This window comes from Novosphingobium sp. FW305-C-111 (genome assembly GCF_058783565.1).
Genome location: NZ_JBYSYP010000006.1, coordinates 48,302 through 65,174, shown reverse-complemented (window position 1 = coordinate 65,174; position 16,873 = coordinate 48,302). Strand labels below are relative to the sequence as shown.

The 16,873-nt window shown below is 69.4% G+C and carries 1 protein-coding gene; it reads right to left on the bottom strand.

The annotated features are described in order from the left end of the window. Positions 1 to 10: 10 nt before the first annotated feature. Positions 11 to 16,861 carry a hypothetical protein gene (locus AC3WLD_RS08645; protein ID WP_492556545.1) on the bottom strand — a complete coding sequence of 5,617 codons (16,851 nt, stop codon included), beginning with the start codon at positions 16,859 to 16,861 and terminating at the stop codon, positions 11 to 13. Positions 16,862 to 16,873 lie beyond the last annotated feature (12 nt).

Genomic DNA, 16,873 nt, shown 5'->3' with positions numbered 1-16,873 from the left:
TACGGTCAAGTCAGTCGCGCTTGCAGTCCTTGTCGTCGCTGTCGCAGCGCCCGCCCTCGTCCAGCAGGTCGTCGTTGCCGGTGCCGGTGACCGGCTCGTCGATCAGCGGATCGAACCCGGCGGGTACGATCTGGTTGATCTCGATCAGCATCGACCGGGCGAAGCTGTCGGGCACCACGATCGGGTCGCCGCCCTTCAGCACTTCCTCGATCACGTCGCGGACGTCGCCATCGACCTTCTGCGCCGGGTTGCACGACGAGAACGCCGCGATCTGGCAGCCGTTGACCGAGGAGAACAGCGTGAACTGGCCGTTGATCGAAACCAGCGGGATGGTCTTCAGCCCGCTCTCGCCGCCGACGATGCCGTTGATGACGATGTCCATCGCGCTGCCGCGCCCGCTGACCCGGAGCGTATCCGCGACGATCCCGCGCCGGTCGATGAACGCGCTGCCCGCTGCGGTGTTCTGGACGTAGAAGCGGTTGCCGGTGGTAACGTCGAGCGCGCCTGCTTCGAGCAGCGTGCGCCCGTCGGCCACTTCGTCGTTAAGGCCGAGGCGGCGGGTGATCTCGCGGGTGTCGTCGGTGGCCAGCACGTCGGTCAGCGCCGTGGAGGTCGTCGCGATCACGTTGTCGCCGAGCAGGCGCAGCGTGCCGCCGCGGCCCTGCCCTTCGGTGAGGCGAACCGAGCCACGCGCCGCGTCGAGCAGGATGTCCCCGCCCGCATCGATCGTCACGGTATTGCCGCCCGCATTGTCGAAGACGACGTTGCCCGCGACCAGCGCGTTGCCGCCGGTGAGCAGGTTCAGCGCACCCGCCTGCCCGACCTGCCCGTTGGCCGCCCCGCCCGACGCTGTTCCCGCCGCGCCGGTGAGGTCGCCGATGATCAGCCGGGTGGGCGACTGCGCGGTCTGCGGCGGAGAGCCCGCGTCGATCGTCAGGTCGCCGCCCGAATGGATCCGCCCGAACTCGGCATTGCTGATCGCGTAGCCGCCGCTGACGGTGAACCCGTCGCCCAGCACCAGCGGTCCGCTGCCGGTGTTGGTCAGCGTGATCGCGGTCGTCCGGGTGCTTTCGCCGAGCCGTGCGTTCTGGCCCAGAACGAGGTCGGACGAGCGCAGCGCGATGGTCTTGCCGGTCACCAGCCGGGCGAGGTCGATCCGCCCGCCCGCCGTGCCCGAGAGCGCGCCCGCCGCGTCGATCGTGCCGGCGGCGAGAATGTTCTGCGCGGCGTTCAGGGTGATGTTGCCCGGCCCCGGATTGCCCGCGCTCGCGCCAAGCGCCGCGCCGGATTGCGGCGTGTAGCCGCCCGCGAGGAAGCCGATCTGCAGCGACGAACCGGTCGAGACCAGGTCGATGTTGCCCCTCGCCTGCCCATCGTCGACCCGCAGCAGGCCGCCGGCTGTCACGTCGATGTTGCCGTTGTTGGCGTAGGCCGTGCGCAGGCGCAGCGAACCGAGCGAACGCAAGGCGATGCCATCGGCCTCGACGTCGGCGAAGCCGCCGACCGCAAAGTCGCTGGTGACTTCGAATGCGCCGTTGCCGACGAACACGAAGGCATTTCCGCCTACGCTGGCAGTCGTAAAGGTGATCGCCGTGTCGCTCGACAGATCGAGGTCGCCGCCAACCGAAATGGCACTGCCGGTGAGGTCGCCCGTGCGGATCGTCACGTCCCGCCCGGCGGAGAAGCCGGAATAGGTCAGGCTGCCGACCTGCACGGTCGCATCCTGGGCGCTCGTCAGGTTGCCCAGCGAAACCGCACCCGGGCTGCTCAGGCTGATCGATCCGCCGGTCGAGGTCAGATTGCCGCCAGTTGCCGAGCCCGCCGTGACCGAAAGATCGCCCGCGCTGGTCAGGTCGGTGAAAGTCAGCGAGCCGGTGGTCAGGCCAAGCGTGCCGCCTGCCGTCGCCGTGCCGATCTTCGCCGCGCCGGTAACGGTCGCAGCCAGGTCGGTGCCCGCCGCCAGCGTGCCGATGTCGAGCGTCCCCGCGGTGATGCTTGTGCCCGTGCCCGAAGTAGCGCTGGCCAGCTTGACATCGCCGTTGAAGCCGAGGTCGAGCGAAGTGCCTGCCGCGATCGTCCCGCCAGTCGCCGTGCCGCCGTTCGCGCGCACCGCGCCGGAGGCCGACAGGTCGCTGAAGGTGAGGTCGGCCGCGTCGATCGCCAGGTCGCCGCCCGCGCTGGCCGTGCCAAGGTTTGCCGCGCCGGCCACGTCGAGGGTCATCGCCCCGCCCGATTGCAGCGTGGTCGCATCGAGCGAGCCCGACGTGATGGCAAGTGCACCGCCCGCCGTGGCCCGGTCGAGCGCCACCGCGCCGGTCGCATCGATTGTGATGCCGGTGCCGGCGTCGATCGTCCCGCCGTTGACGTCGCCCGAGGTGATGCTGGTCGAGCCCGCCGAGTTGATCGCGGTGAAGTTGGTCACCGTCGGGTCCATGTCGATATTCCCGCCAGAGGTCAGCGTGCCGAGCTCGGCCACGCCGGCGACGGTCAGCTTGACGTCGCCGCCTGCGGTGAGGGTCGGCGCGGTCAGCGTGTCGGCGGTGATCGCCATCGTCGTCCCGCTCTTCGCGGAAGACAGCGTCGCCGCTCCGCCCGCGGTCAGCGTCAGGGCTGTTCCGGCATCGATCGTCCCGCCGGTCACCGCACCGCTCGCGGTCACCCCGGTCGCGCCGGTGGACCTGAGGGTGGCGAAGCTCAGCGAACCGGTGTCGATCAGCAGGTCGGCGCCGGAACTGGCGTCACCCAGCGTCGTGCCGCCGCCGCTGGTCAGCCGCGCAAGGCCGCCGGACACCAGCGTGGCGATGTCGATCGACGCCGCGCGGATGGTGATCGTGGTGCCCGCATTGAGGGTGGTCAGCTTCAGCGCCCCGGTCAGGGTCGCCCCGAACGAGGTCCCGGTGCGCACGCTGCCGCCGGTCACCCGCCCGCCGGTGAGGCTGGTCGCCCCGGTCGAGCGCAGAGACGTGAAGTCGAGCGTTGCCGCATCGATGGTGATCGAACCCGCATTGGCGCTGCCGATGGTGGTCCCGTTCGCCGTGGTCACGCCGAGCGCGGTTCCTGCCGTCAACGTTCCAGCATCGAGGCTGGTACCGGAGATCGTCAGGCTGGTGCCCGCGCCGGCTCCGGTCAGGGCAATCGCCCCGCTCGACCGCAGCGACATCGTGGTGCCGGACGAGAACGTCCCGCCATTGATGGACGCCGCCAGCACATCCACCGCGCCCGTCGCACCGAGGCTGCCGACCGTCAGCGCGCCCGCGCCAACGGTCGCGTCGCCGGTCACCGTGGTGGTGCCGAGATTGACCGCCCCGGTCGCATCCACGGTGAGTCCGTTGCCGGCCTTGAGCGTGGTGCCGGTGATGGTCTGAGCGTTGAGCTGGACGTTGCCCTTGCCGTCAAGCGAACCGAAGTCGAGGGAGTCCGCCGAGATATTGGTGTTGCCGGCGACGATCGCCGCGCCGAACTGCATCGACGAATTGCCATTGGCGGTCAGGTTGCCACCAACACTCAGTCCGTTGACCGAGAACCCGAGGTTGTTGGTCAGCGACATGTCGCCGCCGCTGGCAAGCCGGTCTGCGGTGAAGGTGCCCGTGTTGAACACGGTCAGCGTCGTGCCCGCATCGATGGTGCCGTTCGGGGCAGTCACGTTGCCGCCGTTGACCGAAATTGCTCCGGTCGCCGAAAGCGCGCCGAACGAGAGGTCCGCAGCATCGATGTTGATCGCACCGGCCGAGACGGTGCCCAGCGTGGTGGCCTGGCTTGAGGTCAATGAGGCCAGGCTGGTGCTGAGCGTCTGCACGGCGATGTTCTTCGCCGAAAGCGTAGCGCCGTTCCTGCTGGTCAGCGCTCCGAGCGAGACGTCTCCGGTCGAGTTCACCGTCACCGCGCCGTTGCTGCTGGTGATGGTCCCGCCGGTCACGTTCCCGCCGGCAAGCCGCAGGTTGTCAGTCACGCCAATCGTGTCGAACGTAAGAGATCCGGCGGTGATGAAGCCGGTCCCGCCAGTGAACGAGGTGAACGCGACCGGGCCGGTCGCGTTGATCGTCAGATCGTTCGTGGTGATCGTGCCGCCGTCGATGGAGCTGGCGGTGATATTGGTGGTCACCCCCCCGTTCAGCGCTACGAAGTCGAGCGCGCCCACATTCATCGTCGTCCCGCGAACGATATTCGCGGTTCCGAGGTGCACCTCGCCGCCGGTGATGGTGAGTAAGCCGTTGGAGGCCTGCAGCAACGGCAGGGTGATCGGCCCGGTCGCGGTCAGCGAAATGTTCCGCCCCGACGTAATCCGGTCGATCGATACGCTTCCTGTCGAACCGACAGTGACATTCGAGCCGGCGTCGATCGTCCCGCCGCTGACCGAGCCGCCGCTCAGGTTTACGACACCCCCGGTCAGGAGGCTGCGGAACGTTTGTGAGCCGGCCGTGATGCCGATGAAACTGCTGGCGCGGACATCGTCCAGGGTTGCCGTTCCGCTCGCGTTGACGACCGCATTGCCGAACCCGCTCGTGCCGGCAGAAATGCTTCCGCCGCTGACGGTGTTGGCCGTCAATTGCGTGTCGCCGCCGGAACGGAGCGTCGTGAAGGTCGTGGTTCCCGCGACGATGGCAATGTTGCCGCCCGAGTTCACCGTGCCGAGCGCCGCGGTGTTGGCGACATCGAGTGTGGTGTTCCCGCCGCTGGTGAGCGAGGGGACCGTCAGGTTGCTGGCAGTGATGTCGATGAAGCTGCCGGCGGTGGCGCTGGTCAGTCCGACGTCGGCGGTGGAATCGATCGTCAGGCTGGTGCCCGCGCCGATCGTCCCGCCGGTCACCGCCCCGCCGCTGATCGCGGTGAAGTCGCTCGAAGTCAGCCCGTCAAACGTGGTGCTGCCGGCGCTGATCGTGATTGCACCGTTGGCCGCATCCGCGGTGCCGAGCGTCGTCGCGCCGCTGCTGGCGAGGTCGATGCCGCCGCCGGAAGCCAGGGTGGTCGCAGCGATGGTGCTACCGGCAATCGAGATCTGGCCGCCCGTCGTGGTCACGCGGTCGAGCCTGACCGCGCCGGTGTCGGTAATGCCGACCAGCAGGGCGTCGATCGTCCCGCCGGTGGTGGTCCCGCCCGAAAGCGTCGTCGAGCTGCCCGAGGTCAGCGCGTTGAAGGTGAGATTCGCCGCCGAAATGTCGATGCTGCCGCTGGCGCTCGCGGTGTCGAGGCCGGCATCGCCGCTCGCGGTGATCTTGAGGTTGCCGGTCTGCAGCCCCGCCTGGATCGTCCCGCCGGTCAGCGTGGCGACGTCGATGGTCGTCGACAGGCCGGAGTTCAGGCTGTCGAACAGCAGGGTATCGGCCGAGATGTCGAGCGCGCCGTTGGCCGCCGTCACCGTGCCGAGATCGGCAAGGCCCGCCGCCGTCAGGCTGACATTACCGTCGGACGAAACCGTTGGCGCCGCGATGCTCGCCGCGTCGATCGTGACCGAGCCGGTGCCAACCAGCGACGCCGCATCGACCGCGCCGTTCGCGGTGATCTGCAGCGCGCCACCCGCAACATAATCGCCGCCGCTCACGCTGTCGTTGGTGATGGTGACGTTGCCGCCGCTGAAGGTCCCGGTGACGTCGAGCGTTCCGCCGTTCACGACCGCGTTGCCGGTGACGGTCGCATTGCCGAGCGCGACCGCGCCGGTCGCGTCCAGCTGCAGCGCCCCGCCGACCTGCAGCGTGGTGCCGGTCAGCGTGCCCGTGGTCAGCGTCGTATCGCCGCCCGAGGCCAGGCTGGTGAAGCCGAGCGAGCCGGTGCTCCCGGTGACCGTGCCACCGGCGGTCGCCGTCCCCAGCGTGGTCGCACCGGTGCTGGTCAGCGAAAGGTCGGTTCCAGCATCCAGCGTCGTCGCGGCCAGCGTCGCGCCCGACAGCGAAAGCGTCGTCCCGCTGGTCGCGGCATCGAGCGAAACCGCGCCGGTCCCGGTGACCGCAATGCTGGTGCCCGCATCGATGCTGCCGCCGGTGACGTCGCCTCCGATGATCGTGGTCGAACCCGCCGAAGTCAGCGTCGTGAACGTGGTCAGCGCCGGGTCGATCAGGATGTTGCCACCGGCATCGACGGTGCCAAGCGCCGCCGTGTTGGTGACGGTCAGCGTCGTATCGCCGCCGCTGGTGAGCGTCGGGACGGTCAGGCCGGCCGCAGTCACGTCGATGAACGTGCCCGCGCTGCCGCTGGTCAGGCCGACGTTGCCGGTCGAGTTGATCGTCAGGCTGGTGCCGGCAGCGATCGTCCCGCCGGTCACCGCGCCGCCGCTGATCGAGGTCAGGCCGCTGGAGGTGAGCCCATCGAACGCGGTGCTGCCGGCGCCGATGGTGATTGCCCCGTTGGCGGCGTTGGCGGTGCCGAGCGTCGTCGCCCCGCTGCTGGTCAGCGCGATCCCCGCCGCGGACCGGAGCGTGGCCGCGTCGATCGTGCTGCCGCCGATGACGATCTGGCCGAGCGTGGTGGTCGCCCGGTCGAGCTGGACCGCGCCGGTTTCGAGGATGTCGATCCGCAGCGCGTCGATGGTCCCGCCATCGACGCTGCCGCCGCGCAGGCGGGTGGTGTTGCCCGACGTCAGCCCGGTGAACGTCAGGCTGCCCGCGGTGATGTCGATGACCGTACCCGCGTTGACCGTGCCGAGCGTAGCGGCATTGGTAGCGGTCAGGGTCGTGCTGGTTCCGCTGGTCAGCGCGGGAATGGCGAGCGAGTTTGCCGACAGGTTGATGAAGGTCCCGGCGTTGCCGCTGTCGAGCGCGACCGCGCCGGTGGAGGTCACCGTGAAGCGCGTACCGGCGTCGACCGTCCCGCCGGTCACCGCCCCGCCGCTGATCGCGGTGAAGTCGCTCGAAGTCAGCCCGTCGAACGCCGTGCTGCCGGCGCTGATCGTGATCGCGCCGTTGGCCGCATCCGCCGTGCCGAGCGTCGTCGCGCCGCTGCTGGTCAGGCCGATGCCCGCCGCCGAGCCCAGCGTCGTCGCATCGATCGTCGCGCCGCCGATCGTGATCCCGCCGGAAGTGGTGGTCACCCGGTCGAGCTGGACCGCGCCCGTGTCGGTCACCGTCACCAGCGAGGCATCGATGGTGCCGCCGGTCGTGCTGCCGCCCGACAGCGTGGTCGATACGCCCGAGGTCAGCGCGGTGAAGCCGAGGCTGCCGGCGGCAATGTCGATCGCGCCGTTGGCGTTGACCGTGCCGAGGGTGGCCGTGTTGGTCACGCTGAGGGTGGTGTCCGTCCCGCTCGTCAGCGACGGGACAGTCAGGTTGCTGGCGGTGATGTCGATGAAGCTGCCGGCGGTCGCGCTGGTCAGCCCGACGTCGGCGGTGGAATCGATCGTCAGGCTGGTGCCCGCGCCGATCGTCCCGCCGGTCACCGCCCCGCCGCTGATCGCGGTGAAGTCGCTCGAAGTCAGCCCGTCAAACGTGGTGCTGCCGGCGCTGATCGTGATTGCACCGTTGGCCGCATCCGCGGTGCCGAGCGTCGTCGCGCCGCTGCTGGCGAGGTCGATGCCGCCGCCGGAAGCCAGGGTGGTCGCAGCGATGGTGCTACCGGCAATCGAGATCTGGCCGCCCGTCGTGGTCACGCGGTCGAGCCTGACCGCGCCGGTGTCGGTAATGCCGACCAGCAGGGCGTCGATCGTCCCGCCGGTGGTGGTCCCGCCCGAAAGCGTCGTCGAGCTGCCCGAGGTCAGCGCGTTGAAGGTGAGATTCGCCGCCGAAATGTCGATGCTGCCGCTGGCGCTCGCGGTGTCGAGGCCGGCATCGCCGCTCGCGGTGATCTTGAGGTTGCCGGTCTGCAGCCCCGCCTGGATCGTCCCGCCGGTCAGCGTGGCGACGTCGATGGTCGTCGACAGGCCGGAGTTCAGGCTGTCGAACAGCAGGGTATCGGCCGAGATGTCGAGCGCGCCGTTGGCCGCCGTCACCGTGCCGAGATCGGCAAGGCCCGCCGCCGTCAGGCTGACATTACCGTCGGACGAAACCGTTGGCGCCGCGATGCTCGCCGCGTCGATCGTGACCGAGCCGGTGCCAACCAGCGACGCCGCATCGACCGCGCCGTTCGCGGTGATCTGCAGCGCGCCACCCGCAACATAATCGCCGCCGCTCACGCTGTCGTTGGTGATGGTGACGTTGCCGCCGCTGAAGGTCCCGGTGACGTCGAGCGTTCCGCCGTTCACGACCGCGTTGCCGGTGACGGTCGCATTGCCGAGCGCGACCGCGCCGGTCGCGTCCAGCTGCAGCGCCCCGCCGACCTGCAGCGTGGTGCCGGTCAGCGTGCCCGTGGTCAGCGTCGTATCGCCGCCCGAGGCCAGGCTGGTGAAGCCGAGCGAGCCGGTGCTCCCGGTGACCGTGCCACCGGCGGTCGCCGTCCCCAGCGTGGTCGCACCGGTGCTGGTCAGCGAAAGGTCGGTTCCAGCATCCAGCGTCGTCGCGGCCAGCGTCGCGCCCGACAGCGAAAGCGTCGTCCCGCTGGTCGCGGCATCGAGCGAAACCGCGCCGGTCCCGGTGACCGCAATGCTGGTGCCCGCATCGATGCTGCCGCCGGTGACGTCGCCTCCGATGATCGTGGTCGAACCCGCCGAAGTCAGCGTCGTGAACGTGGTCAGCGCCGGGTCGATCAGGATGTTGCCACCGGCATCGACGGTGCCAAGCGCCGCCGTGTTGGTGACGGTCAGCGTCGTATCGCCGCCGCTGGTGAGCGTCGGGACGGTCAGGCCGGCCGCAGTCACGTCGATGAACGTGCCCGCGCTGCCGCTGGTCAGGCCGACGTTGCCGGTCGAGTTGATCGTCAGGCTGGTGCCGGCAGCGATCGTCCCGCCGTTCACCGCGCCGCCGCTGATCGAGGTCAGCCCGCTGGAGGTCAGGCCGTCGAACGCGGTGCTGCCGGCGCCGATGGTGATCGCCCCGTTGGCGGCGTTGGCGGTGCCGAGCGTCGTCGCCCCGCTGCTGGTCAGGCCGATGCCCGCCGCTGAGCCCAGCGTCGTCGCATCGATGGTCGCGCCGCCGATCGTCATCCCGCCGGAAGTGGTGGTCACCCGGTCGAGCTGGACCGCGCCCGTGTCGGTCACGCTCACCAGCGAGGCATCGATGGTGCCGCCGTCGGTGCTGCCGCCCGAAAGCGTGGTCGACCCGCCCGACGTCAGCCCGGTGAACGACAGGCTGCCGGCGGTGATGTCGATCGCGCCGTTGGCGTTGGCGGTGCCCAGCGTGGTCGCATTGGTGCTGGTCAGCGAGATGTCCGCGCCCGACTGGATGGAATCGGCACCGATGCTCGCCCCGGCGATCGTCGTGTTGCCGTTGCTGGTCGAGGAGGTGAACGAAACCGCGCCGGTGTTGTCGATGTCGAGCGTGGTGCCGGCCGAGATCGTCCCGCCGGTCGCGGTGCCGCCGGTGATCGAGGTGCCGAGCGAGGAGGTCAGCCCGTCGAAGGTCAACGTCGCCGCGTCGATTGTGATTGCGCCATTGGCCGCATCCGCGGTGCCGAGCGTGGCGGTGCCGGCGGTGGTCAGGCTGATCGCGCCGCCCGCGTCGAGCACCGGCACGGCGATCCCCGTCCCGGTGATCTGGATCGAGCTGCCCGAGGTTGCCCGGTCGAGCGCGACCTGGCCGGTGTTGACGGCGTCGATCTGGAATACCGCGTCGATCGTCCCGCCGGTCACCGCGCCGCCGCGCAGGGTTACCGAACCCGCCGAATCCAGCGCGGTGAAGCCGAGCGTGCCTGCATCAACCGAAATCGAGCCGTTGGCAGTCGTCGCCGAGCCGAGCGTGGTCGCACCGCTGGTGGTCAGCGCGATGTTGCCGTTGTCCGCCGTCAGCGTAGTCGCGTCGAGCGTTGCCCCGCCGATGGTCATGGTGAATCCGCTTTGCGCGGTGGCGAACGAGACGTCGCCCGTCGCCGCGATGTCGAGCGTCGAACCTGCCAGGAGGCTGTTGCCGGTGACGTTCCCGCCGGTCAGCGAGATCGCCCCCGACGCGGTCATGTCGGTGAATATCAAGTCGATCGGATCGATCGTGATGTTGCCGCCCGCACTCACCGTGCCGAGGTCGGCCAGCGTGGTGATCGTCAGGTCGATGTTGGTCCCGGCGTCGAGCGACAGGCTCTTGAAGCTGTCGGCGGTCGCGGTGATCGCGCCGTTGGCGGTGAGGCCGGTATCGACGGTAATGCCATTGGTTGCGGTCAGGTCGATCCCGCCGCCGACGTTCAGGCCGCCCAGCGCGATGTCGCTGCCGCTGCCGGTGAAATCGTTGACGCCCGAGACGCTGCCGACGGTGAGCGTGCCGCCCGCGGCATAGTTCACGTTATTTCCGGAAAGCGTGACGCTGCCGATGTCGATGCTGCCGTTGGCGCTGATCAGCGAATCCGTGCCGACCGAGAGCGAGCCGACGGTGAAATCGCCCGAGGTGGTGAAGGACGTCGGCTCGAGCTGACCACCGGTCGAACCCGAAACCGTGAGCTGGCGCTGGGCGCTCAGACTGCCCAGCGTGATGTCCCCGCCGGCGGTGAGGCCGATATCGTCGATGGTCGAGGTCAGGCTGCCGTCGCCGACGATCGAACCGCCGGCATTGATGTCGATGCTGCCCGCGGTGATCGTCGACCCGCCGAGCAGGCTGACGTCGCCGCCGGTCGACAGCAGCGACACCGCGCCGTTGCTCGAAATCGAGCCGGAACCCTCCAGCGTGCCGAGCTCGACTGCGTCGGTGGCACCGATGGACACTCCGCTGCCCGCGAGCAGGCTGCCGTGCACCCGAACGTGGACCGGGCGCGGGCCGCCAAAGCCGATCTGGATAGTGCCGTCGACCGAGACCTGGCCGACGCAGATGTCTCCCTCGGCGCAATCGATGGCGAGCGTGCCTCCGTCATCGCTCGGCGTCCCGCCCGGCGTGCCGGTGACATCCGCGTAGAACGCATTGCCGCTGAAGCTCGCCAGCCGCGCGTCGATCGCCGCACCGGACAGGATGGTGTCGCCGATCCCGGAGTTGACGGAGGTGCCCGCCCCGAACGTCAGGCTGGCGATGTTGCCGGGCGCAAGCGCGGTCGCCGGAGTGATCGCGCCGGCGGCAAAGCGGGTGTCGCCCACACCGTCGTTCTGCAGGTTGGTGTTGATCGAGACATTGGACCCGACCCTGATGTCGTCGCCGCTGGACAGGTCGAAGCCGAGCTGCGTGGCATGCGAGGAACCGTCAGCCAGAACGATCGTCCCGCCGCTGCGGCCGATGAGCGAAAACACGTCGATCGTGCCGCCGGCATCGCCCAGGGTGAGGGTGGCCGCATCAAACGTGTTGCCCGGGGTGAACGTGGGATAACCCAGCAAACCGGCGTCGATCGTGACGCTGCTGAAACGCGCGTCGATGTTGCGGACCGTGACGTCCCCACCCGACCTGAGGGCGATCGCTCCGTTCGACTTGTATGTGCTGCCCGTCCCGCCGCTGATGCCCGAGCGAGTGCTGACCGAAATCGACTGCAGGCCTTCGAGCCGAGCGCCGTCCGAAAGGTCGAATGTTCCGCCGGCAAAGGCGGAATAGCTGAGCGCGGTGCGCACGACCGTGCACGTCGCGGCCGGGCAATTGTTCGCCGTCAGGCCGATGCTGCCATTGACGAAATTGGTTGCGGTATTCGAACTGAACAGCCCGCCGTTGCTGACCTCGTAATCGAGGTTGCCGGCCGCCCCGATGTCGATGGCGTTGCCGGCGGTGATCCCGCCGCCGTCGGCCGTGAGGAAGACATTGCCGCCGGCGTTGATGGTCACGCTGCCATCCACCCGGATCGCGCCGCTGCTGCTCGAGATCGTCGCCGAATTGCCGGTCGGGGCTATACCTCCTGCCGAGATCGACAGCGACCGGAAGTGGACGTCTCCGGTGAGTACGCTCGCCACGGTCGTCGGAGCGACCGCATCGGTGATCGTCACGGTCCCTCCGGTCTTGGCCGAAAGCGAGGCCCCCTGGTTTTCGACGTCGATGTTCGTGTTGCCAAGGTCCAGCGTACCCTGCACGCCGCCGGCAGCGAGCACCTGAATGGTCGCCGACCCTCCGGTGACGCCTTGGGTAAGCCCGTCCGCTCCCGCGGTGCCGTTGGCCCCCGCCGAGCCGCCCACCGGAGCCGGACCGCCCGCGCCGCCCGCTCCACCCAGGCCCGCCGTCCCGGCCGTGGCGTCGGCCCTGAGCGTGGTCGAGGTCAGCGCGATCGACCCACCATTGGCGTCGAGCAGAAGCGATCCACCCTGCCCGAGCCCGCTCGAACCTCCGTTCCCGCCCTTGCCTCCGGTGCCGCTGGTTGCGCCGCTGTCCGAACCGTTGCCACCGTCCGCCCCCGCGCCGCTCGTGGCCGACGCGGACAGGCTCGCGGAACTGAAGCCGGACATGCCGATCGACCCGCCGGTCGTGGTCGACAGGGTTACGCTGCCGCCGGTGCCGTTCCCGCCCGATCCGCCGTTGCCACCGTTCGCGCCGCGCAGGAACAGGCCGTTCTCGGCCAGACCGCCCGCAGCGCCGACTCCATTCGCCGTCAGGGTAAGCGCGCCGTTGGCGCTGATGGCGATGTTGCTGCCCCGCTGCACGTCGAGGCGAATGGTGCCGCCCTGCCCGGCACCGCCGTCGCCGCCGCTTGCGCCATGGCGGCCGACTTCGTCGAAGCCGGTCCCGGCGGCACCCGCGCCGCCCTGGCCGCTCGCGTCGATGACCAGCGAACTGGCGTTCACCGTCGAGGCGTTCCCGCCCAGGAATGTGCCGAGCGCCTCGATGGAAACGCTGCCGCCGGTGCCACGGCCGCCGTCACCGCCATCCGAACCATAGGCCGGGCCGTCGATGAAGCTGGGTTTCCGCCCGCCGCCCATGCCGCCGGTCCCGGTGTTCGTCAGGCTCATGGCCCCGAGGTTCATCGTCGAACCCTCGCCACCCCGCAGCGTGACGCTGCCGGCCCGGGCGTTGCCGCCATTGCCGCCGTCGCCGACCGCGATCCCGCCGTTGACCGAGGAATCGCCCCCCAAACCACCGTCGCCGCCCGAGGCTCGCGCGTGGACATCGGTCGTGCCCGCGGCCTGGATGAAGCTCAGCGACGCGCCATCGTCGTCGATCGTGACCAGCACGGAACCGCCGATGGCCAAGCCGCCGACCCCGCCATTGCCCGCCACGCTCAGCCCGTTGAGGTTGCCGCTGCCGCCGGCACCGCCCGTTCCGGCAGTCGCGCCAGCCGAGATCGTCGCCCCGTCGAGCGTGATGCTTCCGACTGACCCTTGGAATGTGACCAGACCGCCACCGGCCCCGCCGCCGGCGCCGCCGGTGTTGCCTTCGCTGCTTTCGCCGCCAAGGCCGCCCGATCCCTCGGCACGGAACACCGGCGCCGCGAACGTGTTTGTCGCGGTCACGAAGGTATCGAGACGGCCGCCGACACCCACACCGCCATCGCCGCCGACCAGGCCATCGCCGCCGTCACCGCCGATGCCGTCTGTCGCTATAACGAACGTCCCGGTGCCATTGTAGGTGCCGCCGAACGTCGCCCCGATCGATCCGCCGTCGCCGCGCCCCCCCGAACCGCCGCTGGTCAGGAGGTCGTCGAAAAAGTCCGTCCCGCTCGCCCCGCCGATGCCCGAAGACGAGAAGAAGCTGTCTGACGCGTCGTTCCGGCCGGTCAGGTAGCGGTACCGGACCGCGCCGCCGGTCCCGGATCCGCCATTGCCACGCGCCATCGCAGCGGTCGCGGTCGAGGAATTGGAGTCGCCGCTGTTGCCGCCATAGCCGTCGGCCGTGACCGAAATCGACGTCGATGCGTCGATGGGGACGATGATGCTTCCCCCGAATTGGTCGAAATTCGCCGATCCGCCGCGCGCGTTCCCGCCTGCCCCCGAAGTGCCCCCATCGGCCGTGACCAGCCCGCCCGTGCCGAAATAGTCCGTGCCGCCATCGTTCGGGACTGGCCGGTTGGCGTCCGCCGAGACGGACAGTTCTCCGACCGTCAGCGACCCGCCCGAAATTGCGAAATTCGCAGTCCCGCCGATGGCCGAGCCACCCCGCCCCGCGGCCAGCTTGTTCGCCGCATCATAGTTCGCGCCGAACCCGCCTCGCCCCTCTGCCGTCAGGAACAGCTGGAACGTATCGACCGTCGCGCGGACGATACTCATGCCCACCGTGCCGCCGGTGCCGGTCCCGCCGGTGCCGGCAGCGGTCGCGGTCGTGATACCGGTCCCGCCGCTCCCGCGCGCGGTCAGGTAGATGTTGAACGCATCGAGCGAGCCGTTGGCCGCGCTGAGGTTGACCGTGCCGCCCGTGCCGCTGGTGCCGGAGCCAGCCTGCGCATTGTTGGCGCGGCCATCGGCAATGAGCGAGAGGTTGCCCGTCGTCACCGACGAGTTGGCGCTCGTCATGTTGAGGGTGACGCTGCCGCCCACGCTCGCGCCGGACACGCCGGTTTCGGTCGGGCGCGAGCCGGCGAAGCCGTTGCTCTGCGCGGTGAGACCGCCACCGCCGCTCTGCAGGATGGTGCCGTCGCCGACGTCGATCAGAACCGCGCCGCCCTTGCCGGTGCCGCCATCGGCCGTCCCTGCCCCGCCGATGCCGGACGAGGTCAGCGCGATGCCGTCGAAGGCACTGGTCGTCAGCGTCCCGCCGTTGAGCAGGCTGACCGTGATGTCGCCGCCCGTCGCATCGCGGGCCGCTGCGTTCCCGGCGGCGCTCGAGTCGATCGACAGGTTCCGGGCATTGACGGTCCCGCCGTCGATCGTCACGCCGACGGCCGGCGCGACGTTGGTCCCGCTCGCCGCATTGAGGGCGATGCCTTGCATGTCGATGCCGTAATTGGTCGACTGGATCGCCCCGCCGCCCGACACTGCGAGATCGAGCTTCGGCGCGGCTGCGGCCGTGCCGGAATTCAGGTTCTTGAGCTCGATCCCGTTGGGGCTTGCGGAAACCCCGTTCACCTGCAGCGTTGCGCCCGTCACCGACAGCGAGAGGTCGCCCGGGGTGATCGCGCCCCGGCTCGCCAGCGCGGCCGAGGTCGCGGACAGGCGCCCGACCTGATAGTCCGCCGTCGCCGTGCCCGTAAAGCTGATCAGGGTGTCTCCGTTGCCCGCGTTGGCCGCTACCCCATCGGTCCCTGCACGGGTGACGGCGGAGTTGGTGATCAGCAGGTCTTCGACCCGGAAAATCCCGTCGCCCGAGACGCTGAAGGTCGAGTTGCCCGAACTGACGTCGCTGGTGGACACCGGCTGGAACGTCGCCGGGAGCAGGCTGGCGCCCGAAAATGCGTTGGATGCGAATTCGAAGGTGTTGGCACCCTCGAGCAGCCCGAAGATGCTGCCGCCGCCGTTGGTCTGGATGAACTGGAGGGTGCCGGCCGTCGCCTTGCCCGCGCTCAGTTCGCCGACACCGCTCACCGCATTGGCGCGGATGATGGTGTCGCGCCCGACGAGCATCGCGCCGTTGTCGAGCAGCACCGAGATATTGCCGCCGACCGCATCCTCGCCGGTGGTGCCGGTCTGGAGCAGCCCTGTGGCGGGATCGATCTGGACGCGGCCGATGCCGCTGGCGTTTGCGGTGAAGCTGCCGCCGACGCTCAGCCCGCCGGTGCCGGTATTGCGCACAAGGACGCTGATGTCCTTGCCGATCGCCCCGGCGTTGGCGTTGAGGGTGAGGTTGCCGCCGACCTGGATCGCGCTGTTCGTTCCGGCATCGGTCGCCGGGCCGACGAACACGCCGATGCCGCCCCGGGCATTGCCGGTGAAGTTCTTGAGCGTAGTGGTGGTGCCATCGGCGACCATGCCGATGGTGTTGGCGGCGTAGGCGGTCAGGTCCGACGAGATCGGGCTCCCGCCGCCCCGGGACGTGGTGAGAGGCCCGAGCAGGAAACCGGTCGCGATCGAACCTTCGGTCGAGGCCGGAGCGCTGAAATCGACCGTTCCGTTGCTGACGTTATAGCCCGCAGCAAGGATGATCGAGCCGTCGGTCTGCCCGATCGCGGTGTTGGCCGCGGCATAGCCGACCGTGCCCGAAACCAGCATGGTCATCGCCTGGTTCTTCGGCACGGCAACCATGTAGATACCGTGGTTCGGACTGCTCGCCGAGCTCGCCGAGCCGGTGGTAAGGCCCGCGTGGGCCACGCCGATCGCATCGCTCGTGCCGGAATCGACGGTGATGTCGAACAGGCCGTTGTTGATGTTGAGCGTCGCCGCCTCAGCCCCGACATAGGCGATCGAGCTGTTGCTGGCGACCACCCCGCCCACCTGCACGCGCGGCGCGACCAGCGCGACATAATTGCTCGCACCCGTGCCAAGGATGAGCCCGTTGTTGGTGATGGTCGATGCGGTGTTGGGCGTCTGCCCCAGGCGGATCTCGCCGTTGGGGCCGAGGAAGCGGTTCTTGTCGCTGGGATCGGAATCGACCGTGACCGGCGACGAGGTCATCAGCAGCCCCCCGACGTTGATCACGCCGGTGCCGGAGACGACCCAGCCGTTGGGGTTGTAGAACCAGATGTTGCCATAACTGTCGGCATTGACCCGACCGGCGATGACGAGCCCGGCCGTAATCGGGTTGCCGCTCACCGGATCGGTCGCGCTCGTCACGCGATTGAGCACGGTATAGGGATTGGCCACGTCGCGCTGGTACGTGAGGGTGTTGCCGTTAGGCAGGAAGGTCTGGTTGGTAACCGCCCAGTCGATCAGCGTCTCGTTGGCCTGGATATCGAAAACCGTGGTCCCGACACCATCGGTCTGGAACGGTGCCCCGAACACCACCGTCGGCGTGCCGTTGACCGCCTGGGCGCGCACTGCCTGGGGAGCGAGCGCGATCGCCAGCGCCGCCGCGCCGGTCGAAACGCCGGCCAAGAGGTCCCGCTTCGAGCTGCCGGTGCGGTTCCGCACGGTCGTTTCGAGCTTGCCCATCATCTCAGCCTTCCA